Source organism: Quyinboa ferrireducens (genome assembly GCF_042436675.1).
Classification (GTDB): Bacteria; Bacteroidota; Bacteroidia; order Bacteroidales; family UBA5342; genus JBHJHP01.
Window position 1 is genome coordinate 1 of sequence record NZ_JBHMVA010000010.1, and the last position, 25,748, is coordinate 25,748.

Annotated in this window: 25 protein-coding genes and 1 rRNA gene; 16 read left to right on the forward strand and 10 right to left on the reverse strand. The window is 39.2% G+C overall.

Going from position 1 to position 25,748, the window contains the following annotated elements; genetic code table 11:
* The 4 genes from rrf to ACE01N_RS13710 form a co-directional block, all read left to right on the forward strand.
* Nucleotides 1-75 (forward strand): 5S ribosomal RNA (rrf, locus tag ACE01N_RS20700); the annotation flags it as partial.
* A gap of 339 nt (nucleotides 76-414) precedes the next feature.
* Entirely contained in the window at nucleotides 415-1,698 is a 1,284-nt protein-coding gene (locus ACE01N_RS13700) for a S28 family serine protease (protein WP_380590000.1), read from the forward strand.
* A gap of 130 nt (nucleotides 1,699-1,828) precedes the next feature.
* Nucleotides 1,829-3,088 (forward strand): hypothetical protein, encoded by a 1,260-nt coding sequence (locus ACE01N_RS13705; RefSeq protein WP_380590002.1) that lies wholly within the window; start codon nucleotides 1,829-1,831, stop codon nucleotides 3,086-3,088.
* A 21-nt stretch (nucleotides 3,089-3,109) separates the two neighbouring features.
* Nucleotides 3,110-3,736, forward strand: coding sequence for a WbqC family protein (locus tag ACE01N_RS13710; RefSeq protein ID WP_380590005.1), 627 nt, complete (start codon nucleotides 3,110-3,112; stop codon nucleotides 3,734-3,736).
* On the opposite strand, the gene ribH is transcribed toward ACE01N_RS13710, so the two are convergent.
* Nucleotides 3,737-4,234, reverse strand: a complete 498-nt coding sequence (gene ribH / locus ACE01N_RS13715; protein ID WP_380590008.1) for a 6,7-dimethyl-8-ribityllumazine synthase — start codon at nucleotides 4,232-4,234, stop codon at nucleotides 3,737-3,739. It lies immediately after the preceding gene.
* 72 nt (nucleotides 4,235-4,306) lie between these two features.
* Nucleotides 4,307-4,987: a tetratricopeptide repeat protein gene (locus tag ACE01N_RS13720; protein ID WP_375726959.1), complete on the reverse strand. Its 681-nt coding sequence runs from the start codon at nucleotides 4,985-4,987 to the stop codon at nucleotides 4,307-4,309.
* 107 nt (nucleotides 4,988-5,094) lie between these two features.
* On the opposite strand from ACE01N_RS13720, the gene ACE01N_RS13725 reads away from it, so the two are divergent.
* The 3 genes from ACE01N_RS13725 to ACE01N_RS13735 all read left to right on the forward strand — a co-directional run bounded on the left by ACE01N_RS13725 (nucleotide 5,095) and on the right by ACE01N_RS13735 (nucleotide 7,214).
* Complete coding sequence (locus ACE01N_RS13725) at nucleotides 5,095-5,745, forward strand: hypothetical protein (protein ID WP_380590012.1); 651 nt, start codon at nucleotides 5,095-5,097, stop codon at nucleotides 5,743-5,745.
* A 66-nt stretch (nucleotides 5,746-5,811) separates the two neighbouring features.
* Complete coding sequence (gene recF, locus ACE01N_RS13730; RefSeq protein WP_380590015.1) at nucleotides 5,812-6,927, forward strand: DNA replication/repair protein RecF; 1,116 nt, start codon at nucleotides 5,812-5,814, stop codon at nucleotides 6,925-6,927.
* A complete protein-coding gene (locus ACE01N_RS13735; protein WP_375726962.1) occupies nucleotides 6,924-7,214 on the forward strand; it encodes a DciA family protein in 291 nt (96 codons plus the stop codon). The genes recF and ACE01N_RS13735 overlap by 4 nt, the downstream gene beginning before the upstream one ends.
* A gap of 59 nt (nucleotides 7,215-7,273) precedes the next feature.
* Here the strand turns inward: ACE01N_RS13735 and tsf are convergent, their stop codons facing one another.
* From tsf to ACE01N_RS13765, 6 genes are all read right to left on the reverse strand, one after another.
* Nucleotides 7,274-8,095, reverse strand: a complete 822-nt coding sequence (gene tsf, locus ACE01N_RS13740; RefSeq protein WP_380590018.1) for a translation elongation factor Ts — start codon at nucleotides 8,093-8,095, stop codon at nucleotides 7,274-7,276.
* A 16-nt stretch (nucleotides 8,096-8,111) separates the two neighbouring features.
* Nucleotides 8,112-8,954, reverse strand: coding sequence for a 30S ribosomal protein S2 (rpsB, locus tag ACE01N_RS13745; protein WP_375726964.1), 843 nt, complete (start codon nucleotides 8,952-8,954; stop codon nucleotides 8,112-8,114).
* Nucleotides 8,955-9,064: 110 nt separating this feature from the next.
* Nucleotides 9,065-9,451, reverse strand: a complete 387-nt coding sequence (rpsI, locus tag ACE01N_RS13750) for a 30S ribosomal protein S9 (RefSeq protein WP_375726965.1) — start codon at nucleotides 9,449-9,451, stop codon at nucleotides 9,065-9,067.
* Between the two features lie 5 nt (nucleotides 9,452-9,456).
* Nucleotides 9,457-9,912, reverse strand: coding sequence for a 50S ribosomal protein L13 (gene rplM / locus ACE01N_RS13755; RefSeq protein WP_375727498.1), 456 nt, complete (start codon nucleotides 9,910-9,912; stop codon nucleotides 9,457-9,459).
* Nucleotides 9,913-10,094: 182 nt separating this feature from the next.
* Nucleotides 10,095-10,982 (reverse strand): hypothetical protein, encoded by an 888-nt coding sequence (locus tag ACE01N_RS13760; RefSeq protein WP_380590023.1) that lies wholly within the window; start codon nucleotides 10,980-10,982, stop codon nucleotides 10,095-10,097.
* A 211-nt stretch (nucleotides 10,983-11,193) separates the two neighbouring features.
* A complete protein-coding gene (locus ACE01N_RS13765) occupies nucleotides 11,194-13,488 on the reverse strand; it encodes a sodium-translocating pyrophosphatase (RefSeq protein WP_380590026.1) in 2,295 nt (764 codons plus the stop codon).
* Between the two features lie 201 nt (nucleotides 13,489-13,689).
* On the opposite strand from ACE01N_RS13765, the gene ACE01N_RS13770 reads away from it, so the two are divergent.
* Together ACE01N_RS13770 and queG are read left to right on the forward strand one after the other, a co-directional pair.
* Nucleotides 13,690-14,847 (forward strand): redoxin domain-containing protein, encoded by a 1,158-nt coding sequence (locus ACE01N_RS13770; RefSeq protein WP_380590029.1) that lies wholly within the window; start codon nucleotides 13,690-13,692, stop codon nucleotides 14,845-14,847.
* Entirely contained in the window at nucleotides 14,844-15,779 is a 936-nt protein-coding gene (gene queG / locus ACE01N_RS13775) for a tRNA epoxyqueuosine(34) reductase QueG (protein ID WP_380590032.1), read from the forward strand. The genes ACE01N_RS13770 and queG overlap by 4 nt, the downstream gene beginning before the upstream one ends.
* A 32-nt stretch (nucleotides 15,780-15,811) precedes the next feature.
* Here the strand turns inward: queG and ACE01N_RS13780 are convergent, their stop codons facing one another.
* Entirely contained in the window at nucleotides 15,812-16,771 is a 960-nt protein-coding gene (locus ACE01N_RS13780) for a glycine N(alpha)-acyltransferase GlsB (RefSeq protein ID WP_380590035.1), read from the reverse strand.
* Complete coding sequence (locus ACE01N_RS13785) at nucleotides 16,771-17,595, reverse strand: lyso-glycine lipid O-acyltransferase GlsA (RefSeq protein ID WP_380590038.1); 825 nt, start codon at nucleotides 17,593-17,595, stop codon at nucleotides 16,771-16,773. The genes ACE01N_RS13780 and ACE01N_RS13785 overlap by 1 nt, the downstream gene beginning before the upstream one ends.
* A 248-nt stretch (nucleotides 17,596-17,843) precedes the next feature.
* Between ACE01N_RS13785 and mraZ the strand changes: the two genes are divergently transcribed.
* The 7 genes from mraZ to murD are packed head-to-tail and all read left to right on the forward strand — an operon-like array spanning nucleotide 17,844 to nucleotide 25,748.
* Nucleotides 17,844-18,311, forward strand: coding sequence for a division/cell wall cluster transcriptional repressor MraZ (gene mraZ / locus ACE01N_RS13790; protein WP_380590041.1), 468 nt, complete (start codon nucleotides 17,844-17,846; stop codon nucleotides 18,309-18,311).
* A 13-nt stretch (nucleotides 18,312-18,324) separates the two neighbouring features.
* Nucleotides 18,325-19,224 (forward strand): 16S rRNA (cytosine(1402)-N(4))-methyltransferase RsmH, encoded by a 900-nt coding sequence (gene rsmH / locus ACE01N_RS13795; RefSeq protein ID WP_375726973.1) that lies wholly within the window; start codon nucleotides 18,325-18,327, stop codon nucleotides 19,222-19,224.
* 13 nt (nucleotides 19,225-19,237) lie between these two features.
* Nucleotides 19,238-19,609, forward strand: a complete 372-nt coding sequence (locus ACE01N_RS13800; RefSeq protein ID WP_375726974.1) for an FtsL-like putative cell division protein — start codon at nucleotides 19,238-19,240, stop codon at nucleotides 19,607-19,609.
* Nucleotides 19,610-19,622: 13 nt separating this feature from the next.
* Complete coding sequence (locus tag ACE01N_RS13805) at nucleotides 19,623-21,731, forward strand: penicillin-binding protein (RefSeq protein WP_380590046.1); 2,109 nt, start codon at nucleotides 19,623-19,625, stop codon at nucleotides 21,729-21,731.
* A complete protein-coding gene (locus ACE01N_RS13810) occupies nucleotides 21,731-23,191 on the forward strand; it encodes a UDP-N-acetylmuramoyl-L-alanyl-D-glutamate--2,6-diaminopimelate ligase (protein WP_380590049.1) in 1,461 nt (486 codons plus the stop codon). Before ACE01N_RS13805 ends, ACE01N_RS13810 begins: the two co-directional genes overlap by 1 nt.
* Complete coding sequence (mraY, locus tag ACE01N_RS13815) at nucleotides 23,191-24,405, forward strand: phospho-N-acetylmuramoyl-pentapeptide-transferase (protein WP_380590052.1); 1,215 nt, start codon at nucleotides 23,191-23,193, stop codon at nucleotides 24,403-24,405. The genes ACE01N_RS13810 and mraY overlap by 1 nt, the downstream gene beginning before the upstream one ends.
* The gene (murD, locus tag ACE01N_RS13820) at nucleotides 24,405-25,748 is read left to right on the forward strand and encodes a UDP-N-acetylmuramoyl-L-alanine--D-glutamate ligase (protein ID WP_380590055.1); all 1,344 of its coding nucleotides are present in this window, start codon (nucleotides 24,405-24,407) and stop codon (nucleotides 25,746-25,748) included. The genes mraY and murD overlap by 1 nt, the downstream gene beginning before the upstream one ends.

Consider the following 25,748-nt stretch of genomic DNA (forward strand, 5'->3'; position numbering starts at 1 on the left):
CATTCCGAACAGAGAAGTTAAGCCCAATAGCGCCGATGATACTGCGTATTGTGGGAAAGTAGGTCGCCGCCATTTTAAAGAAAAGCCTTTCAGAGTAATCTGGGAGGCTTTTTTTATATGTTTAAGTCAGATCTAACGGGGAACAGAACCCTGTCAAGTAAATAGAAAACTAATAAATCCACCTCTTCCCATTCCGATCCGTCAGCTGACGGATAAGCCCAATAGCGCCGGTGATACTGTCCCGACCCTGTTGGTGTCGGGATTGCAGTTATAACAGTAGCATTTAATTTTTAAGCCGAATGCTGCTAAAATGTAGTTTCAGTTTCCTGCTTGCCTGAGATTCCCAATACTCATGCGAAAGATTTGTTCTGTTATTGGTTATATTTGTACTTCTATCAGACAAACAACATGCAAATGAAACGACAAATTCTTTTACTGGCTTTATTATTAGCCTTTTTTCTACGGATTTCAGCTTCTGAATTATCTGAAAAAATTGAAAAGTTATCTAATGTGACCAGCGTTGAGGAATTGGATGTAATTCCGTTTTTTAGCGAAAAATATTTGGTACAGGTTAAACAACCTGTGGATCATAGTGATACCACAAAAGGTTTTTTTAACCAGCGCGTAATTCTTTGCCATAAGGGATATACAAATCCTATGGTAATGATTACTGAAGGTTATAACGCCAATTATGCATTGCGAAAATCATATAAAAACGAGCTTTGTGATATTTTGGATGCGAATCAGTTATGTATTGAACATCGGTATTTTGAAAGTTCAACGCCTGATCCATTGGACTGGCAATACCTTACTACTCAAAATGCAGCTGCGGATCAACATGTAATCAATCAGATGTTTAAAACTATTTACACAGGTAAATGGATCGCAACGGGCATTAGCAAAGGCGGACAAACAGCAATTCTGTACAAAGCATATTATCCCGATGATGTTGACGTAACGGTTCCTTATGTGGCACCTGTAAATTTTGGCGTGGAAGACGGAAGGCATGAACCGTTTATTGCAAACAGAATTGGTTCTTCAAAGGACCGTAAAACAATTCGTGATTTTCAACTTGAAGTCTTAAAAAGACGTGACAGGTTAATGGGTATGTTTGAGAAATTTGTTAAGGATAAAAATTATACCTTCAAAGCAAATCTGGATACGGTATATGATTTATGCGTACTGGAATATTCATTTGCATTTTGGCAGTGGGGTAAACCTGTTAAGGCGATTCCATCAACAGATGCCCCGGACTCTGTCATCCTTAAGAATTTTGTAGAGGTCAGTTCTCCTGATTATTTTTCTATCGAAGGCTCTGAGAAGTATGTCTCTTTCTTTGTACAGGCAGCTCATGAGCTAGGGTATTACGGATATGACACCAGACCGTTTAAACAGTATCTGGTGATGAAGGATGCACATAACTATTTATTAGATTATTTTTTAAAAGATATCTATCAACCGCGATGGTTGAAAACAATGGAATGGGCAAACGAAAAGGTTCAGAAGGAAGGTAATAATATGCTTTTTATATACGGGGAATGGGATCCATGGTCAGCTCCTGCATATGTCAAGGGTGACAGAAAGGACCAGTTGGTAATATATAAACCGCATGGAAGTCATCGGGCAAGGATTAATAATCTGCCTTATTTTAAAAAGAAGAAGGCTGTCCGAACCTTAAAAAAGTGGCTGGAAAAGTAAGGGAAAACGGTTTTAGAATATAATTATACAGAAGGACTCCAAATTAAATTTTATGAGGTATTTGGAGTCCCTTTTGTTTTAAAAATCAAGGTTATTTTGTCACCTTTGTGCCCTCAAAATTTAACATGAAATGGTGAAAGTTAATGGCGTTTTTTTTACTATTATTTTATTTCTGACAGTTGGTTTTATTAGCTTTTCGCAGGAGAAGAACAATAAAAAAATTGAATTTTACGGTTTTATCAGGGCAGATCTTTTCACAGATTCTTACAAAGGGTTGAACAGTGCTTCGGATCAGTTTTACCTGTTCCCGTTATATGCAGGAAAAGATGCGCAGGGGCAGCAGATAAATTCTCAGCAATCGGCAGATTTGGTTTTGATGGGAACCAGGGTTGGGATGAAGGCTTACGGTCCCGATCTACTGGGAGCCAAAACTGTTGCAAACATCGAAGGAGATTTTGCAGGACACCCATCTTCTCTTACAGGAATTATAAGATTAAGGCAGGCGAATGTAAAATTTAACTGGGGAAAATCAGTGCTTACAGTTGGCCAAACCTGGCATCCTATGTGGGCAGGACAGATTTATCCTACGGTAGGTTCACTCAATACAGGTGCTCCGTTTCAGCCTTTTAACAGAAGTCCTCAGATCCGTTATGACTATACATATAAGGCTCTAACAATATCGGCTGTAGGAATTAGTGAGTTTCAGTATTTAAGTTATGGGCCGGATGGTAAAACGGATCAGTATCACAGGAATGCCGTGATGCCGGAAGTTTTTGCAGGAGCAGAAATAAGCAAAGGGATTGGTACTCTTGGGGCAGGAATGAGTTATAAAATCATCCATCCACAGGTTACAACAATCAATAATTATGTGGCAAAGAACACCGAGCACTCGATGGTTTTTATGGCTTACGGGCAAATTAAAACCGGTAACCTTACGCTTAAGGCTAAATCTACTATTGGAGAAAATACGAGCTATCTGTTAATTCCAGGGGGTTACGGAGTAAGTGCAATAGATGATGTTACGGGAGACTTTACCTATACGAATTATAAATCATCGGCCCACTTTATTAATGCAGTTTATGGAAAGGTATGGCAGGTTGGTGGTTTTGCCGGATATTTTCTGAACATGGGAACGAGGAAGCCGTTAGTTAATACAGGATCGGAGGAAAATCCGGTTTACAGCTGGGGATTAAAGCCGGAAATACAAAGTATGTACAGGTTGTCTGGGCATGTGGCACGTAACTACAGGAATTTGCGCATAATTCTGGAATTTGAACATACCAGGGCAGAATATGGAGTTGATGGTTTTGATTCTTCTGACGGGCTTTATTCTCTAACTGATGGAGCTATAAATAATCGCTTTTTAATGGTTGTTTATTATTATTTTTAATGAAATAGTTAACTTCGGGATATGGGTCAATCCGCAATACTTACAACGGCTTATCTCGGACCGGTTCAGTATTATACCAAATTTTTGAACCGGAAAGTAATAATTGAAAAATACGATAGTTACATTAAGCAAACGTATCGCAACCGTTGTAATATAATGACCGGCAATGGCCCTGAGAGCCTCACTATTCCTGTTGTCAGGCCAAATGGGAATAATTCTCTGGTTAAAGATGTTCAGTTGGATAACAGTAGAAAATGGCAGCAACAACACTGGAGAGCACTAATTGCGGCATATAATAACACGCCGTTTTTTGAGTTTTATGCCGATGACTTTGCGCCTTTCTACGAAGAAGAGTATCGCTTTCTTTTGGATTTTAATGACGGATTGCAACGCGTTGTACTTGATGCGCTTGATTTGGATACCGACTATATTTATTCCGAAACGTATCAGGAAGCTTCTGTCTATGATTTCAGAGAAGTTATTCATCCTAAAAAGGCAGTTGTGGATCCTGAGTACCGGATTGTAAAATACTACCAGGTTTTTAAGGAAAAGTTTGGTTTTATGCCGAATCTGAGCATTGCCGATCTGTTATTCAATTGTGGACCGGAAGCTCTGTTGATTTTAAAGCAATCGTTGCAAAAGAACTGATTATTCCTGATCCAGACTCTTAGAAAAGGCTACCATCTTAATGGCTGTAATAGCTCCTTCATCCCCTTTGTTGCCATGAATTCCGCCGGCACGATCCAGAGCCTGCTGAAGGTTGTCAGTTGTAAGAATGCCAAAAATTACCGGAGCATCATACTTTACATTCAAATGAGCAATACCCTGGGTAACACCCTGGCAAACATAATCAAAATGAGGCGTATCGCCTTTAATAACACAACCAAGACATATTACTGCATCCACATCGGTTTTGTCCAGCATAACTTTTGCCCCGTGCGTTAATTCAAAACTTCCGGGAACATATTTAACCAGAATGTTTTCTTCTTTTACGCCGTGCCTGATTAAAGAGTCATAAGCACCGTTTTTAAGTGAACCCGTAATCTGTTCATTCCATTCCGAAACCACAATGCCAAACTTATAAGGTGAAGCATCAGGAACTGAGGTTATGTCGTAATCCGAAAGATTTTTTAAACTGGTTGCCATAATGTATCTGTTTAAGACAATTAAGGCCGGCTTAATAAGCCAGCCTTAACCATGTTAGTTTTGTTTTCCCAATTATTTTATCAATGCAATATACTTCTCAACATCTCTGGCTTCAGCACTTTTACTGTACTTTTCCTTTATTGTATTGAATGTTTGAATTGCCTTGTCATTGTCTCCGTTAGTTACGTATGCAATACCTAACTTTTTAAGATGAATAGGAGTTGTAAATTCATTGTTATAATCTGCAGCAGACTTATAACTACTGATAGCATCAGCATATTCTCCCAATTCCATATAGCAGTCGCCTTTGGCTCCCAATGCTACCGGAGCAACCAGATCATCATCACCATCAAATTTATTGAGGTAATCAATTGCTGACTGATAGTCTCCCAGATGCATGTAAGAAATTCCTGCATAGTATGCAGCCAGACTTCCTGATTTAGTTGCGCTGTATTCGTCAGAAATATATTCAAATCCAAGGAAGTTACCGTCACCCTGAAGAGCCAGTTTAAATGAATCGGCAGCAAAATACTGTTCCCCAAGAAACATTTGAGTTTGTGCTTCTTTTTCCAGTGGCTGAAGATAGAAACGATGGTAACCCATAACCGCTGCAACAATAGCAACAATGATTAATAAACCAATTACAAGTTGTTTTTGATTTCTTTCAATAAATTCTTCTGATTTGGTTAACGCCTGTTCAACGTTTTCAAAATTTTCTCCCTGATGATTTTTATTATTCTGTTTGTTCGCCATTGTATTGCTGTTTTTTTCGGTACGCAAATGTATATTATTTAGGTGAAATAAAAAATTTTAAAAATTAATTATTCCCCTGCTAAATGAAATTTTCTTAACTTAAAACCATGAAAAAAGTAATGTCAGTTATATTCCTGTTATTGAGCAATTTTTTAATGGAAGATATGCTTTCGCAGCATCGTTTTACATTGGAATTTCTACCCGGAGTATCCGGAGCATTGCCTATGCCGTTAAATGTTTACCAGGAAGGTGCTAAAGTTGCTTCTTTTACAGCACGATATGAGACAAGATCTCTTGAAATGCCTTTTTATTATTCGTACAGAATCGGTTATCAAACAGATTCTCACGGTTGGGAACTTGAAATGAACCATCTAAAAATATATCTGATCAATACAAATGATGTGGTTTCTCATTTTTCTGTATCACATGGTTATAATCAGCTTTGGTTGAATCATACATGGATCAATAGAATAGGAATATTTAGAGTGGGGCTTGGCCCCGTTATTTCTCATGACGAAACCACTGTTAATGGCAAAAGACTTGAAGAAACGGGAGGTTTTTTTAATGCAGGATATAATATTCATGGTGGTAGTTTACAGAGCTCTTTTCAAAAAAGATATTATGTCTGGGATCATTTATTTATATCGGCAGAGGCAAAGTTGAATTTCGGATATGCTCATATCGGAGTTGTAGATGGTTATGCCACCACACCCATAATTGCAGGGCACCTGTTATTTGGGGCCGGAGTTTCTTTTTAATAAATTGGTTTATTCTTCTGATTGGATTTTTCAAATATTATCTTTGTTACCTGCAAATGGTTATTTATGTTTCTAGAACGTCTTTCAGTTGTAAATTTTAAAAATATAGAGCAGGCCGATCTCGACTTTTGTTCCAAGATCAACTGTTTTATCGGTGATAATGGAGTAGGTAAAACAAACCTGATTGATGCCATTTACTATTTATCGTTTTGCAGAAGTTATTTTAATGCATCCGACAGCCTGAGCATAAAACATGAAGAAGGGTTCTTTATGCTTCAGGGGATTTACCAGCGCCAGGGGAAGGAAGAAAATATTTCCTGCGGATTAAAACGCAAACAGAAAAAGCAGGTAAAACGCAATAAGAAGGAATATCAAAAATTATCAGAACACATCGGATTACTGCCGGTTGTGATGGTTTCACCCGCGGATAGCCGGTTGATATCGGAAGGTAGTGATGAACGCAGGCGTTATATTGACGGTGTGATATCACAATACGACCGGCATTATTTGAATGCGTTAATACAGTATAACAAAGTTTTACAACAGCGTAATGCACTGCTTAAACAGTTAAGGGAGAGCCGTTCTTACGACCGTAGTCTGATCGAAATTCTGGATCAGCAATTGGTACATTGGGGAACGTTGATTTATGAAGTAAGAAAGGGGTTTATTGATAAGTTGATTCCGGTATTTCAGAATTACCACGATATCATCTCTATCGGTCGTGAGACCGTGAATATTGCATATGAGTCTAATATGCATGAGCCGGAATATCTGAAGCAGCTTGAAGGCAGTTTTGAAAAGGACCTGATCCTCGGGTTCACTTCTTTGGGAATTCACAAAGATGATCTGGTGCCTTATATCGATGGATATCCGATAAAGAAAATCGGATCCCAGGGCCAGCAGAAAACATTTTTAATTTCGCTTAAATTTGCCCAGTTTGAGTTCATTCGTAAGGTTAATAATATTTCACCGATACTTTTACTGGATGATATTTTTGATAAGCTGGATAGTTACCGTGTGGAAGCAATTGTTAAACTGGTTTCAGGAGACACATTCGGGCAGATATTTATAACCGATACCAACCGGGATCATTTGGTGACAATACTGGAAAAAATAAACGAAGAGAATGTTATTTATCTTGTGCAGTCCGGTGGGGAAATCAGTAAAACCAAAAGCGCGTGAGAAAAAATAATACACAGGATATTAAGTCCATTATCAGAGATATGTTGCGTGAAAACAATCTCGATAAACGATTTGATGAACAGGAAGTGATAGATGCATGGCCAGGGATAGTCGGAGCAATGTTTGCTAAATATACAAGTAAGGTTTACTTTAAAAACAAAACATTATACGTTACCATGACATCTTCAGCTGCCCGGCAGGAGTTGTCAATGGCTAAGTCGCACCTGATAAATTCTATAAACGAACAGTTCGATCAGGAAATGGTAAAAGAGATTGTATTTTATTAGAAAAAAAAAGAGGTCCAAACTTAATTGAACCTCTTATCTATAAAACAATTTGAGTTATATTATACGTTCAATGTATAACGTTTGAAATCAGTAACTGTCAGGTCTTTATTTACACTCTGTAAATAGCTTTTAACGCTTATTTTTGCTTCTTTTATGAAAGACTGTTCCAGTAGTGTACTTTCCTGGAAGAATTTATTCAGACGACCCTCAGCGATTTTGTCAAGAATCTGTTCCGGTTTACCTTCTTCACGGGCTTTTTCACGACCAATTTCAAGTTCTTTATCGATAGTTGCCTGATCAACACCATCACGATTAACAGCGATTGGAGCCATAGCAGCTACCTGCATAGCAACATCTTTAGCAACCAGCTCATCAATACCGGCTTTATTCAAACCAACAACTGTCGCCAGCTTGTTACCAGGGTGAATATATGCTACTACTGTTTCTGCTTCTATAGTATCATAGTAGTCCAGTTCCAGTTTTTCACCAATGATCCCAATCTGTTCAACGATTTGATCGCCAATAGTTGAACCGTTTAAACTGATCGCTTTGAGTGCTTCAACGTCAGCTGGTTTGTTTTCCAGAGCAGCATCAAGAATACTTTGAGTAAAAGCTACAAAGTTGTCATTCTTGGCAACGAAGTCTGTTTCACATTTTAATGCAACAACAGCAGCAAAATTACCATTGGTTCCAGAAAGAACACAACCTTCGCTGGCTTCTTTATCTGCACGTTTACTTGCTACTAACTGACCTTTTTTACGTATTATTTCAACAGCTTTGTCGAAATCACCGTTGGCTTCGGTTAATGCATTTTTACAATCCATCATACCGGCGCCTGTCATTTGACGAAGCTTGCTAACATCTGATGCTTTGATAGCCATTTTATTTAAGTTTTATTTAATCGTTATCTTCTTCTGAATTGTCATCATCTTCTACATCATCCTGATCGTCATCATCTTCATTTAAAGGCTGAGCTTTTTTTGCAGCTGCTTTTTTACCTTTAGCAGGAGTTTTGCTTTCTTTTCTGGTTGATGCTTCAGCTTCACGCTCTGCTTTACGTTCCTGTAAACCTTCGGCGATAGCCTGCGTCATGATGTCTACAATCAGTTCTATTGATTTTGATGCATCATCGTTTGCAGGAATAACAAAGTCAATATTTGACGGATTTGAATTTGTGTCAACAATTCCGAATACAGGAATACCCAAACGGATAGCTTCTTTCACCGCGATATGTTCTTTCATTACATCCACTACAAAAAGTGCTGCAGGAAGACGTGTCATATCAGCAATACTTCCAAGGATTTTATCCAGTTTAGCTCTCTGACGAGTAATCTGCAATTTTTCTCTTTTTGAAAGAGTGGCGAACGTTCCGTCGGTTGCCATTTTATCAATGGAAGTCATTTTTTTGACAGCTTTACGGATAGTAGGGAAGTTGGTAAGCATACCACCGGCCCAACGTTCAGTAACATATGGCATGTTGACTGTAGAAACCTTACTTGAAATAATATCTTTAGCCTGCTTCTTGGTTGCAACAAATAAAATTTTACGACCTGATTTTGCAATCTGTTTTAAGGCATTGGCTGATTCATCAACTTTTGCAACAGTCTTGTGCAGGTCGATAATGTGAATACCATTACGCTCCATAAAGATATAGGGAGCCATTGCCGGATTCCACTTTCTTTTTAAGTGGCCAAAATGACATCCGGCATCTAATAATTGTTCGAAACTTGTTCTTGGCATGTTTAAATTTTTAACGTTTACCTTCTTTTTAAAAACTCAATTCGCGGGTAGTTTCAGGTGAAAGTCCCGTGAATTTAGATACTAAACGACTTGCTATGACAAACGCAATATTAACGTTTAGAGAACTGGAATCTCTTCCTTGCTTTTGGACGTCCCGGTTTTTTACGTTCAACAACGCGTGAATCACGAGTAAGGAATCCTTCAGCTTTCAGAGCAGGTTTGCTTTCTTCGTCAATCTTTACTAATGCACGTGCAATAGCAAGGCGAAGTGCCTCTGCCTGTCCTTTTGAACCTCCACCGTCAAGATTTGCAGTAACATCATATTTGTCAGCTACTTCAATAGTCTGAAGCGGTTGCTTAACAATGTACTGTAAAATGCTTGATGGGAAATATTCCGTTAAATCCCTTTTGTTGATGGTAACTTTACCAGAACCCTCTTTTACGTAAATACGGGCAATTGCTGCTTTACGTCTGCCAATCGCGTTAATTACTTCCATATTAATTATTTAAGGGTTTTTAAATCTACAACTTTTGGTTTCTGAGCTTCATGTGGGTGCTCGGAACCAACATACACATATAAATTCTTCATGATTGCACGAGACAGACGGTTTTTAGGTAACATACCTTTAACGGCCTGCTGAATCAGCTTTTCAGGTTGTTTTTCAAAAACATCCTTAGGAGATTTAATTTTCTGTCCTCCTGGATAACCTGAATGGCTTACGTGCTGACGCTGATCCCATTTATTACCTGTAAGTACAATTTTTTCAGCGTTAATAATTATCACATTATCCCCACAATCAACATGAGGTGTGAATTCAGGTTTTAGTTTGCCACGCAATATTTTGGCAACCATTGATGATAAACGGCCCAATACAGCGTCTGTTGCATCAATAACAACCCATTCCTTGTTAGCAGTCGCTTTATTTGCCGAAACAGTTTTAAAACTTAATGTATCCACTTTTTTCAATTTTAAAGTTTATGAACCACAAAAAGCATCTAAAAATGCTGGTTCGATTGTTTATTTGTCTGTACTACAGACAGTTGCTTTTTAGCGGATGATAATCGGACTGCAAAAGTAAACTATATTTTCTTATTATCAAAGAAAAGACCGAAAATCATGACGTGTTTTTAGGCGGTTTTTTACAAAGGAGAAAGCATCTGTTTCCCTTTGTAGGTAATTGGTTCAAGGTAAAGCATATGTTCTTTGAAATCCAGAGTAATTATGAACTGATTTAAAAACGCATTCCCGATACTGTTTGGAATAAAATCAGAGAACCAGACAGGCTGATTATTAATCTGAATTAGCTTGTCAAGGCTCATTATCTCAGGTTCATAATATACAAATGTCTTATTGTGGACTCCATCCAGTTTGACTGCACAATGCTTGAAATTATCTTTGTGTTTTTTGCGTTGAGAAGATGAAAGATCAGAATAAAATAAATGTATGCCCAAAGGAGATCTTGTGTCTACCGCTATATCGTAGGACCCGAAATCTTTGGTTTGAAGCTCCAGATTAATACCTGCTGATTTTCTGTCGTCACGAAACTCAATTTTAAAAGCACTATCGGGTATGTTTAGTGCATCTAAGGAGGTTGAAATTTTAATCACTTTTTGGGCATAATCAATTTGCAGGATTTTGTCCTTAAATAATTCCGGACCAATAGTACCCAGAATGGAATCAGGGAAGGCATATTCACCTCTTTTTTCAAGTTTGTTGGCTATTCTGAAACTGCAGTTTAAAAAATGGCATGAGCCAATTGCCATAGTGTCAATATTGGTGACTTCTACATCCGAATGGATGTTATAATAGTTTAACTGATCTTCCTGATCAGATCGTAGAAGATTTTTCCCGTTGGTTTCAACACAGAATCTGGCAGGAAATTCTTTATTGTTTAAGCAAGCTTTAATAATTATTTGTCCGTTCTGACTAATTGTAAAGGGTACAATGCTTACCAAAGGATTATTTTCTGCGCTGGACAACTGAATTAAAACCAAACCCAAAAACAGTAATTGTAATTTCTGTTTCATTAAAACTATGGTGTTTTGGTTAAACAAAAATATGAAAAATTATGCCATAAACAGAAAGAAACCCTTGGAGGTAGCTTGGGTAATTTTACCCTTTAACTTAAAATAGGGTAGGTAAGGTTTTAAATATTAATGGGATACAATCTGTTAACCAGGAAGCAAAAAGAGGCTGTCTGTTGACAGCCTCTTTGCAACTATATTTATGTTAAATGTTTTACAATAAACTTAGAGTTACGGTTACGCCTGCCATAACAACAGAAACCATGGTCATTAATTTAATAAGGATATTAAGGCTTGGGCCTGCAGTATCTTTGAAAGGATCACCAACAGTATCGCCAACGACACCTGCTTTGTGAGCTTCACTTCCTTTTCCTCCGTAATTTCCTTTTTCAATAAATTTTTTGGCGTTGTCCCATGCACCACCTGCATTGTTCATAAAAACTGCAAGTGTAAATCCTGCCGTAAGACCTCCGGCCAGTAATCCAATTACGCCAGCAACACCCATGGAAGCACCTACTACAACAGGAACTATGATTGCCACCATAGAAGGCAGCAGCATTTCTCTTTGAGCTCCTTTAGTCGAAATTTCCACACATTTAGCGTATTCAGGTGTAGCTTTGCCTTCCAGAATTCCTTTAATCTCGCGGAACTGACGGCGAACTTCATCAACCATTGCTCCTGCAGCACGTCCTACAGCTTTCATCGTCATGGCACTGAATAAAAATGCCATCATGGAACCGATAAAAAGTCCACCGAGAAAAAGTGGGTTGAAAAGTGTGATATCATAAGCAGCTGAAAAGTCCTTTACGGAAGCTCCTGATATGCTTACCGCCTTAATGCCATCCGCCACTGCCGGTGCCACATCATGATAAAAGACATATGAACCTTTACTTACGAATCCTTCACCCGCTTTTGCAATTTTATCAAACCACAATCTTACCTCTTCCATATAGGCTGAAATAAGAGCCATGGCTGTTAATGCAGCAGATCCAATAGCAAAACCTTTACCAGTAGCAGCGGTTGTATTTCCAAGCATGTCAAGTGCATCAGTTCTTTCCCTTACCTCTTTAGGTAATTCACTCATTTCTGCATTACCACCTGCATTATCTGCAATAGGGCCGAATGCATCTGTTGCCAGAGTAATTCCCAGAGTAGAAAGCATCCCTACAGCTGCAAATCCAATTCCGTATACACCCATTGAAAAATATGTACTTCCGCCGGCACTGTAAAAAGCACCCAGAATGCCAAGTACAATTGTCACAACCGGAATCCATGTAGAATACATACCAACGGCAAGTCCATCAATAATGGTTGTAGCAGGTCCCTGCTGTGCCTGTTTTGCAATTCCTTTTGTAGGTTTATATTCATCAGAAGTGTAATGTTCTGTAGCCTGACCAATGATAACACCGGCTGCCAGTCCGATTACTACTGACCCGAAAACTCCCCAGGTTATCCAACCTGTTGCTGCCATGCCTGCCAATGCCATCAGGATAAGTAATGAACTGCCTCCGGTACCCAAAAGGAGTGCATTCAGTAAGTTTTTTTGTGTAGCTGACTCTTTGGTTCTGACCAGAAATATACCTATAATAGATAGTATGATACCTATTGCTGCAACAAACATTGGAGCAGTAACTGCTTTTACAGGATCAAGACCGGAATCTTTCAGTACTACTGCGGGCAGAGCAGCTCCAAGTGCTGCCGTAGCAAGGATTGAACCTGCATAACTTTCGTAAAGGTCTGCACCCATACCGGCCACGTCACCAACATTGTCACCTACGTTATCTGCAATAGTTGCAGGGTTTCGTGGGTCGTCTTCAGGAATACCTGCTTCCACTTTACCAACGAGGTCGGCACCTACGTCAGCTGCTTTTGTATAAATACCTCCGCCAACACGTGCAAACAATGCCTGTGTTGAGGCACCCATACCAAATGTTAACATAGTCGCCGTAATTTCCACAAGTTTCTGTGTCTCAGAAGTTCCTGGGTGTACTAATGTTAAACCGGCAAAATGTAAACCTGCCTGCATGTGTTCAGGTGTAAAAACAAAGGAGTTTAAAACCCAGAACCAGGCAGCAATATCGAGCAATGCAAAACCTACAACAATTAGTCCCATTACGGCACCGCTTCGGAAAGCAACCTTTAATCCTTTATTCAGGGATTGAGAAGCTCCGTGTGCTGTTCTTGCGGAAGCAAAAGTTGCTGTTTTCATTCCGAGAAATCCACATAACCCGGAGAATATACCGCCTGTAAGGAACGCAATTGGTACGAATGGGTTTTGTACCTTGAAATATGCCATTACGGCGAGTAAAATAACAAGAATAATAAAGACGATTCCAACGACTTTGTACTGTCTTTTCAAGTACGCCATGGCTCCTTCTCTAACATGCTGAGCGATTTCCTTCATTCTAGGTGTACCCTCTGAGTTTTTCATCATAGACTTGAAAAATATCCATGCAAAAACCAGAGCAACTACAGCTGACAGGGGAATCAACCAGAAAAATGTTGTCATAATAAATAGATTTTAAATTATTAATATTTGTTCTTTTTCGTAAACTGAGGGGCAAATATAGTTAAAAAATGAAATGAATATCGGGAATCAGATGTTAGATTAAAACTAAATTACGTGTTTTTTAATACAATTGTAGATTTTAGAATATGTAGTGTAAATCATATTATATTTGTAATCTGATCTTAACCCAATTATATTAAAATGAAAAAGACGTTTTATATTCTTTTCTTAACTATTGTAGCCATTTCCTGTAACAATAAACCTAAAGGTTTACTGATTGATGGTAAGTTAGATAATGCGCAACATGAATTTGTCTACCTGAAAATGCTTGGATCGCAAAAAATGGAGTTGTTGGATTCAGTAAAGTTAAAATCTAATGGAAAATTTAAGTTCTCATTGCCCTCTCCTGAATATCCTGAATTTTATTTTTTGCAATTCGGGCCGAAGGAAACAGTTACCATACTGGCAGATTCTGCTGAACATATTACGGTTAACTCTGAATATCCCGATATACTCGAAAATGCAGAAATATCCGGTAGCGACGAGAGTAAGAAAATACTGGAATTGGATAGGAAATTACGCACCTTAAGGATAGGGTATCAAAATTACCGTAAAGCATGGGATGCAACTTCGGATCAAACCGAAAAGGAGCAGATTGTAAATAATATTATTGATGAAATTAATACATATAAAAAGGAAGCAGGTCAGATGGTGATGGAAGATCCGCGTTCTTTCTTTGGGTATTATGTGCTTTATCAGCGGCTTGATGACACATACGCCTTATTTAATCCGTACGATAAAAATGATTTCAAGTATTTCGGAGCTCTGGCAACTTCCTTAAACATTTATTACCCTAATGCGCCAAGAACCAAAGCATTATATGTAAAAGTTGAAGATGCAATCCGGGTTCAGCGACAGGAAAGATTTACAAAAATGCTTGAGGAAGCTTCGCAGGGTTTACCCGATATAGAAATGCCTGATATTAATGGAGACACCGTAAAACTAAGTAGTTTGAAAGGGAGAACAGTAATCCTTAACTATTGGGCTTCAACGAATCAGGATTCACGCGTAAACAACAGAATCCTGAAATCTATTTATAATAAATACAAAAAAAGAGGACTTGAAATTTATCAGTGTTCGTTGGATAAAAGCAAAGTTTTATGGGAAGTAGCTCTTGATGATGATAACATAAACTGGATTTCATTATGTGATTTCAAAGGTGCAAGTTCAAAAGCTGTCTGGATGTATAATGTGCAGGAAGTTCCAACGAATTACCTTATTAATAAGAAGGGTGAAATTGTGGGCAAATACAATGATCCGATTGAGTTGGAGAAAAAGTTAAACGAAATTCTTAAATGACAGATAAGTCTCCGGAAATTCTGACTGAACATATAAAATTATTGATCCTTGAACAGGGATTTACTGACGTTACATTTGCGCGGGTTCGAAAACTGGATGAATATATTCCGTCTTTTACTCAATGGCTTGAAAAGGATTACCATGCGGAGATGTCTTTTATGGAAAATTATAAGGACAAGCGTGTTGATCCGGCAGTACTTGTTCCTGGGGCTAAGTCGGTTGTTGTGGCTATTATGAATTATTACCCGGAAAACAAACAGCCGGAGGAAATTCCACAGATTGCTAAATACGCCTATGGCAGAGATTATCATAAGGTTTTAAAGAAAAAACTGCTTCGAGTTCTGAATCAGCTAGTTGCGGAGTATGGGATAAGTGGAAGGGCATTTGTCGATTCGGCACCTGTGATGGAAAAGCCGTGGGGTGAAATTTCAGGAATGGGCTGGATCGGTAAAAATGGGTGTTTGATTCATCCCCGATCAGGTTCTTATTTTGTGATGGGTGAGCTGATTATTGATGCTGAACTTGAATATGGCAAGCCTGCAGTGATGGCCTGTGGAAGCTGTATGAAGTGTATTGATGCTTGTCCGACAAAAGCTATTGTTGCTCCTGGTGTTATTAACTCGGAGAAATGTTTGTCTTACCTTACCATAGAAAAAAAAGATGAAGAAATTTGGGAAGTCGATAGTATGTATAACAGAGTCTTTGGGTGTGACATCTGTCAGGATGTGTGTCCATGGAATAAAAAGAGTAAGCCAACAACAGAACCGGATTTTAATCCACGAAATGATTTAATGAAACTCACAATAGACAGATGGTCTGAATATAACGAACAGGATTTTAACCGATCATTTGCAGGAACGCCATTAATGCGTGCCGGATATAAAGGAATTCAGCGCACCCTTAAAAAAATTAAAGCAGAAAGGAATGTTTAGCATCTCAATGCAGTGCATCAGGATGCCGACCTTCATTTGAACTCAATGTTTGCCTTTGAATCCGATTCCAGGACATAGCTTTCGATATATCGTTTTTTCTTATCGTCAAATATATCAGCAATGGTAATCATGATGCCAGTTTCCTCTACGTCTCCGAAAACATCATTTATAGCCGTGCCAAATGTTTTCATTGTTGGTGAAAGGTTCATGTAAGCGTTAACTAAAGGTGGAATATTTACACCTCTTTTTCTGACTTCTGCATTCAGGATTTTATAGTCTTCTTTGTAATTTCCTGTGGAAAATAAACGATTGGTCTCTTCCTCTGTTAATTCAATCTTTAGAGGTTTAAACGGTTTAATCATATCTTCAGGATCAGGAAAATGTTTTTGCATGAAAGAAAGAATCATGTCCCTTGCTTCGGTATTAAAATGTGGATACATAGTTACCTTGCCAAAGAAGTACTTAATTTCAGGATGATCCACGCATAAAGCTCCAAGGCCGTCCCAAAGATTATCCAGTGCAAAAAGTGCTTTTGCTCCCGCTTTAGATGTTTGGTAATCCGGTTGTACAAATGAGCGGCCTAATTCAATGGTATAAGGCAGATAATTATCAATGAATTTCTCAGTATAATTAAAAAGTCTGGCTGTAGCTATTAGTACGTTCCCGTTTTCATCTCTTGGAATATCTGCACCGAGCATATATCGATATCCTCCAAGTATTTCCTCTGCTTCAGGATCCCAGACGATCAATTGCCGGTATGGATTTTCCTGAAGATCGTATTTATCTATGTCGGAGGATTTACCTGTGCCGCCACCAGCATTCCGGAAGGAAATTTCGCGTAACCGGCCAACTTCTCTCATCATATTGGGAGATGTATGGTGCGTAAACACATAAATCTGATTGCCTCCCTTGTTGGTATCTCTTAAGAAGGTTTTATTATTTAATTCCTGCTTTATTAATTCCCTGTCAACCTTTGCAATTATTTCTTCCATCATTCTTGTTTTGCAAGTTCGTAAACTTTTTCTTTAACATCAGCAGCCCATTCTGCTGGTTTTTTATTTTTTGTAAAAGTTTTATAGGAGATAGGTTTGCCGAAAGTAATTGTAATTTCTTTATTCTTAAATTTAAACATTTCGTTTGGCAAGTAAAGCATTTCAATATTAGTTTTAACGCTTAATAACTTTCTAAAGTTTGCAAGGTTGTAAAAGAAATTTGAAATTCTGCCACTTACATGGACCGGAACTACATCGCGTTCATATTTTACGGTCTTTGTGATAAAGGATTTTTTCCATTCAAGATCCCTGATTATGCCTCTTGAGCGCCTGGATACAAGTCCGGCAGGGAAAACAGCAATCTGAGAATCACTTGCGTATGTATCATTCATAGCAGCCAGAAAATCTTTGTTCTGTCCACCATGCTTATTCACGGGGATGAAAAAAGGATCCAGATTTTTGATGTTCATCAGGATATCATTGGCCAGAATTTTTACATCACCGAATTTTCCTTTTATCTGATCCAGGAGCGCAATCCCGTCCAAGCCTCCCAGTGGATGGTTGGAAGCAAATGTATATCGTGCATGTAATGGAATTTCATTTATGCCCTTTACATTGACTTTCAAGCTTAGTAAGCCAAGAATGGCTTCCGTAAAATCCTTACCGGTTTTGTGTCCGTGTTGCGCAAGAAATACATTGATTTCATCCTGATGGATAATGCGCTTGAGATAGTTGATAATGAACCCTGGTATCTTTCTTGCCAGTCCCGGACTTTTGTCTTCAAAAACCTTCTTAATGTCAATTTCTAAAGGTTCAATATTCATCTTACCCTTGTGTTTATCCTGAATTTAAACGTGCAAAGTTAATATTTTTTTTATTTCTGTATAGCCGTTAAAGGTTTTTTGACGTTGCTGGCTGGTGTTAATTATAGGGATAACCGGAAATGTATTAAATCCATGATAAATAGTGGGAAAAGTTATTAACATATGTTTACAATTTGTTAAAAAAAGTGGGGTATGGTGGGGTAAAGTGGGGAAAATATTCGTATTTTAGCAGGAATTAAAATCTATATATGTCTTTTGTGGGAGATTATACCGTAAAAGCTGATTCCAAGGGGCGTATAGCTGTTCCTTCGGCATTCAGAAAACTTCTTGAAAAAGATGAAGGGGAGCGGTTTGTGTTTCGCAAAGATGTGTTTCAGAATTGTCTGGTTTTAATTCCCATAAAAGAGTGGGAGGTACAGGTTGCTGTTCTTCGAAAAAAACTGAATGATTATAACAGGAACCATAAAAAGTTTAAAGCACAATTTTTCAGAGATACTGCCGAGGTTGAAATGGATAAAACCGGCAGGGTTTTAATTCCTAAGAAGTTGTATGATATGCTGGCTTTGGATAAGGAAATTGTGCTGGCGGGGATGGATAAGGTTATTGAGGTTTGGGATAAAGCGACGTATGATGGTAATCAGATGGATGATGGTGAATTTGCAGCACTTGCAGAAGAGATTTTAGGGAACGAGAATTTAGAAAATGTAGATCAGTAAAAATATAAAATTAATGCCCGAGTATCACTTGCCGGTTATGCTGAAACAAAGCGTTGCGGGATTGAATATCAAACCTGAGGGGATTTATGTCGATGTAACATTCGGCGGTGGAGGGCATTCGGGCGAAATACTCAGTCATCTTAAAAAAGGCAGCCTCTTTGGTTTTGATCAGGATGAAGATACACTCAACAATATTCCTGAAAATTCACAATTCACGTTTGTTAAAGGAAACTTTCGCTTTTTAAAGCAATTTATGCGCTATTATAAAGTTGATAAGTTAGATGGCGTTTTGGCTGATCTGGGTGTGTCATCACATCATTTTGATGCGGAGGACCGCGGGTTTTCGTTCCGGTTCAACAGTAAGTTGGACATGCGTATGAATCAGGCTTCAGCTTTGTCAGCGTACGATGTAATCAACTCATACGAGGAAGGTGCTCTGGCTGACTTGTTTTATTACTTTGGAGAGATCAGGAATGCCAGATTGCTGGCTTCACGGATCGTTGCGGCAAGAAATGCAGGGAAAATTGAAACAACAACACAACTAAAAGAAATTGCTCAGTCGTGTACTGGTAAAAAGCAGGAGATGAAGTATTTGTCACAAACTTTTCAGGCTTTACGGATTGAAGTTAATGGAGAAATGAAAGCACTGAAAGAAATGCTGGAACAGGCTGGTGAATTGCTGAAGTCTGGTGGCAGACTAAGCGTGATAACCTATCATTCTCTGGAAGACCGGCTGGTGAAAAATTTTTTTAAAAGTGGAAATTTTACAGGTGATATTGAAAAAGATTTCTATGGAAATTTCATTTCACCATTTTCGCTGGTTAATAAAAAGGTTATTGTTCCGGATGATACTGAACTGGAAATGAATCCGAGATCACGAAGTGCAAAACTCAGAATTGCGGAAAAAAGTTAAGAAGAAATTGGATATGGGAATACTGAATTTAGGGTCGAAAAAGAAAAGACAAAACGAGGAACCGGAATTTTCAACAAGTTCCATTAAAGATATTCTCGACGGAAAGAAAACGCGTGAGTGGGTGGTGAGGAACCTGGGGTTTATTATATACGTTACCATACTAATCTTTTTTTACATCGGGAACCGGTATAGCTGTGAGAAAACAATCCGGGGAATTGTTGAAATTGAAAAAGAGCTTAAAGAGTTACGGTTTGAATCCATCACAACAGCATCGGAGTTGATGAGCCTGAGCCGGATGTCGGAAGTGTCAAAAATGGTGAAAGAAAAAGGTCTGGATCTTGAAGAGTCGAGAGAACCGGCAAAAAAACTGGTTGTGGATAAATAAGTATTAATCTGATATGTCCATAAAAAAAGAAATAGTACGCAAAATAGTAGTAGTATATATAATGGTATTGCTGCTGGCTTTTGCTATTGTTGGACGTATTTTGCAGTTGCAGTTTGTAGAGGGAGATAAGTGGAAGAAACTACAGGTGGGAGAAAACTCAAAACAGATTGCGGTTCCTGCCAACCGGGGAGACATTCTGGCTTGCGACGGACGTATGCTTGCCAGTTCAATTCCCAATTACAGTATTCATATGGATTTTAGAGCTGATGGGTTGACCTATAAATATTTTATGCAACATGTGGATAGCCTGGCTTATCAGTTATCTGGCTTTTTTAGGGATGCTTCTAAACATGATTATAAGAAGAGGCTGATCAGCGGTTTTGAAAGTGGAAATCGTTATTTCAGGATTAACCGAAGAAGAGTCAGTTTTACTGAACTGCAAAAAATTGAAAAGTTCTCTATTTTTCGTTTGGGTCAAAACAAGGGTGGGTTTATTGCCACACAGTACGATACTCGTAAACTGCCCTTTGGCGAACTGGCCGCGCGAACAATCGGTAAGTTGAATTACGAAAAAACAAGGGGAATTGTGGGGCTTGAAAATGCTTATAACGATGTGCTTGAAGGTGAAGAAGGTGTAAGCCTTACAAAAACAATATCTGGCAAAAGAATGAAGGTGAATGTGGTTGAGCCCACCGATGGAAAGGATGTGGTGACTACAATTGATATTGATCTTCAGGATGTTGCTGAAACAGCATTGTATGCACAATTGCAGAAAAATGCGGCACATCACGGGAGTGCCATTTTGATGGAAGTGAAAACAGGGGATATTAAAGCGATTGCGAATCTCGAACGGACATCAGATGGAAGCTATAGTGAGACTTACAATTTTGCCATTGGTGAGGCAACGGAACCTGGTTCAACTTTTAAACTGGCTTCTTTGATTGTTGCTCTTGAGGACGGTGTGATTGATCTGACTGATACAGTTGACACAGAACATGGTGTGTATTATTACTATGGTATTCCGATGCGCGACAGCCATGAGGAGGGCTATGGGCGTATTTCTGTGCTTGATGTATTTGAGAAATCATCAAACATCGGGGTGTCTAAAATTATATATTATAATTATAAAAATGATCCGAAACGGTTTGTGGACAGATTGCTGGAAATGCGGTTGGATCAGAAACTTGATATTGGGATAGCAGGTGAGGCCCAGCCGTATATTACCTACCCTGAAACTAGTAACTGGTCTGGGATTTCTTTACCGTGGATGTCCATTGGTTATGAAGTTAAGCTTGCACCTATTCAGACCTTAGCTTTTTATAATGCCATAGCCAATGATGGCGAAATGGTAAAGCCGCGCTTTGTAAAAGGTATAAGCTATCACGGAGAAATGATTAAGAAGTATGATACGGAAGTGTTAAACTCTTCCATTTGTTCGAAGCAAACCCTGAAAAAAGTTAAACAAATGCTGGAGGGAGTCGTGGATAACGGAACGGCTAGTAACCTTAAGAATCTACATTATAAAATTGCAGGGAAAACAGGAACGGCTCAGATTGCGCAGGGAACCAAAGGATATATTGGGGAAAGTGGAAAACAATATTACGCCTCTTTTTGCGGTTATTTTCCGGCTGATAATCCGAAATACACCTGTATTGTTACAGTAAACAGTCCGACCAGAAGTGTTTTTTATGGGAATGTTTTGGCCGGAAATGTATTCCGTGAAATTGCAGATAAAGTTTATGTGCAAAACGTGGATATACAAAAGCATGAAGAGGAAAAGGAACTCAACCCGGAATATAAGGTACCGGTAACGCTTGACGGTAATAAGAAAGAGCTGATGACGCTGTTTTCAAAACTGCAGGTGAATATTAAGGATGAAACCAGAGAAGGAGACTGGGCGCATACCTATAATAAGGGTGATCATATTGAAGTGAAACCCTTAAGTATTATAGACGGACTGGTCCCGAATGTATTGGGCATGGGTGCCAAAGATGCACTTTTTTTACTTGAAAATGCTGGCTTAAGCGTTCGGATGAGTGGCGTAGGAAGAGTTGTGGAACAGTCCATTTCACCCGGATCAAGAATTACCGGGCATAGCACAATATATATAAGGTTAAGGTGATGAAAAAACTATTGGATATACTGCAGGATATTAGGCCAACCAAAATAGTTGGAAACAGCGATGTAATATTCGGTTCAATACAGTTTGACTCCCGAAAGGTTGGTGAAGGAGACATATTTGTGGCTATGAGGGGTACACAAACGGATGGGCACATGTATATACCTCAGGTGATTGAGAAGCAGGCTGCGGCAATTGTGTGTGAAATTTTGCCAGAAGAAATGCCGGCCCATATCACGTTTATACAGGTTGAATCGGCATCTAAAGCACTTGGTCAACTTATTTCGGCATTTTACGGGTATCCTTCGCAACAGATGACCCTGGTTGGTGTTACAGGAACCAATGGTAAGACAAGTATAGCTACTCTGCTTTATAATCTGTTTAAGTCGTTGGGATATAAAGCTGGTTTACTTTCTACTGTCGTTAATTATGTGGATGATACCAAAATTGAAGCCACGCATACTACTCCGGATGCGATTACCATAAATAAATTGATGCATGATATGGTGGAGGCGAACTGTGAGTATTGTTTTATGGAGGTGAGTTCGCATGCTATTGATCAGGATCGCGTTGCAGGCTTGGACTTTAACGGAGCAATTTTTACCAATCTTACCCGCGATCACCTGGATTATCACGCAACATTTGCAGCTTACAGGGACGCAAAAAAGAAACTTTTTGATGGATTGAAAGCCAATGCGTTTGCCCTTTACAATGCCGACGATAAAAACGGAAGCGTAATGGTTCAGAATTGCAGGGCAGATATTAAATCTTACAGTTCAAAAGGCCTCGCAGATTTTAAGGTGAAAATTATCGAACGCCATTTCGACGGCATGCAACTGAATATGGACGGACAGGATGTTTGGGTGTCTTTTACCGGCGATTTTAATGCCATGAACCTACTGGCAGTTTATTCAGCAGCAGTATTGCTGGACGAGGAACCAGCTGATGTGTTGGTCGAAATGAGCAAGCTGAAACCTGTGGCAGGCCGGTTTGAAACAATGAAATCCAAAGACGATGTGGCTGCCATTGTGGATTATGCCCATACACCTGATGCGTTGATCAATGTGCTAGATACAATCAATGTAATCCGTCGGGGAGAAGGTAGTCTAATAACCGTAGTTGGTGCGGGAGGAAACCGCGATAAAGGGAAACGTCCGCTTATGGCAGAGGCTTCAGTAGCCAGAAGTGAAAAAGTTATTCTGACATCAGATAATCCAAGGTTCGAGGAGCCGGAAACGATTATTGAAGATATGTACGCAGGTATTCCTGAAGATGCCAAGGGTAAAGTGCTGAAAATCACAAATCGTGAACAGGCCATTCATACCGCAATTATGCTGGCAGGTCCCGGTGATGTGATTTTGGTTGCAGGGAAAGGCCATGAAACTTACCAGGATGTAAAAGGCGTAAAAAGTCATTTTGATGACAAGGAAATAGTGGAAAAATATTTTAAACAAAGACCATAATGCTCTATTATTTATTCGATTATCTCAACAGTCTTGATGTTCCCGGTGCCGGAGTGTTTCAATACATTTCATTCCGGTCGGCAGCGGCAATCATCACCTCGTTGCTGTTAACGACAATCTTTGGTAAAAAGATTATTTATATGTTGCAGCGTCAACAGATCGGAGAGACGGTCCGCGATTTGGGTCTGGAAGGCCAGATGCAGAAACAGGGTACACCTACCATGGGAGGGCTGATAATTTTAATGGGAATTCTGGTTCCGGCATTATTGTTCGCCAAGCTGGATAATATATACATCATCCTAATGCTTATTACAACCGTTTGGCTGGGCAGCATTGGGTTTTTGGATGACTATATAAAAGTGGTAAAGAAGAATAAAGAAGGGCTGGCTGGAAAATTTAAGGTGATTGGACAGATTGGGTTAGGCCTTATTGTCGGCCTGACCCTTTACCTTAGCGATGATGTGACTATTCGCGAAAAGATTCCGGTGAGAGACAGCAGTGGCGAAGTTGTGGAATATGTTCAGCAGGATATTAAATCGACAAAAACAACCATACCATTTGTAAAAAACAATAACCTCGATTATGCCGATCTGCTTTTCTTTTTGGGCGAAAATGCACAAAAGTGGGCATGGATATTATTTGTGCTGATCACAATATTTATTGTAACAGCCATTTCAAACGGAGCAAATCTCACCGATGGGCTCGATGGCCTTGCAACGGGTTCCTCGTCCATTATCGGGGCAACCCTTGGAATACTCGCGTATGTATCCGGCCACGTTGGTTTTGCCAGCTACCTCAACATTATGTATATCCCGCAAATTCAGGAACTGGTGGTATTCATGGCGGCATTTATTGGTGCAACTGTTGGCTTTTTGTGGTACAACTCGTTTCCGGCACAGGTCTTTATGGGAGATACGGGAAGCCTGACTCTGGGAGGAATTATAGCAGTAATAGCAGTGATTATTCATAAAGAGTTGTTGATTCCTATCCTTTGCGGAGTTTTTATTGTGGAAAATTTATCAGTGGTATTACAGGTGTCCTGGTTCAAACATACCAAAAGAAAATATGGTGAGGGACGACGAATTTTCCTGATGTCACCGTTGCACCATCATTTTCAGAAAAAGGGGTTTCCTGAACCAAAAATTGTAATTCGTTTTTGGATCATCGGAATATTTCTGGCGGTTATATCAATAGTAACGCTTAAAATGCGGTAATGCAAAAAGAAAGGCTGGTCATATTGGGAGCAGGTGAGAGCGGAGCAGGTACAGCTGTACTTGGGAAGCTGAAAGGATACGATGTATTCGTGTCTGATATGGCAGCTGTGGCTGAAAAATATAAAAACCTTTTAGGGCAATACCAGATTCCGGTTGAAGAAGGACAGCATACAGAGGAGTTTATTTTGAATGCGGATTTAGTGATGAAAAGTCCTGGTATTCCTGAGAAAGCACCGATGATAAAAAAGCTGAGAGAAAAAGGAATTAAAATCGTTTCCGAAATTGAATTTGCATCATGGTACTGTAGCGCAAAACTTGTCTGTGTAACAGGCAGTAATGGTAAAACTACAACGACGTCATTGATTTATGAAATCTTTAGAAAGGCTGGATTGAATGTAGGTCTGGCCGGAAATATAGGTGATAGTTTTGCGCTTCAGGTGGCATTAAAGAATTATGATGTGTATGTGTTGGAGCTTTCAAGTTTTCAGTTGGATGATATCGAAAAATTTAAACCCGACGTTGCCATTTTGACCAATATTACCCCGGATCACCTTGACAGGTATGACTATAAATTTGAGAACTATATAAAAAGCAAGTTCCGTATCACAATGAACCAGACAGACAATGATATATTCATTTATAATCTGGATGATCCGGTTACAAGTGAATGGCTTGACAGGCTTGGTTTAAAAGGGAAAGCAGTGCCATTCTCTCTGAATAAGACGTTTAAAAATGATGGAGGATGGGAATCAGGAGAAAACATAACATTAAAATACCAGGATAAAATACTTAATATGAAAAGAACCAGTTTAGGAATTAAAGGCAGGCACAATGTCAGCAACTCTTTGGCAGCAGGCTTGTCTGCAATGGTTATGAACATCAGGAACGAAGCGATTCGCGAGGCCCTTTCTGATTTTAAAGGCGTGGAACATCGCCTCGAACGCGTTTCTGCTGTTCGTGGAATTGAGTTTATAAACGACTCTAAGGCTACAAATGTAAACTCTACATGGTATGCATTGGAATGTTTGAATACGCCGGTGGTTTGGATTGCCGGAGGAACAGATAAAGGCAACAACTATGCGGAACTACTCAACCTTGTTAAAGGAAAAGTGAGGGCGCTGGTTTGCCTCGGTGTTGACAATTCAAAACTGAAGGAGCAGTTTGGCGAAGTTGTGGACACGTTTGTGGAAGCTGAGTCAATGGAGGATGCAGTGAAAATGTCGTATTTCCTGGCCAAAAAAGGTGATACTGTGTTGTTATCTCCGGCATGCGCAAGCTTCGACAGATTTAAAAATTATGAGGACAGGGGAAATCAGTTTAAACAACAGGTAAGAAAGCTATAG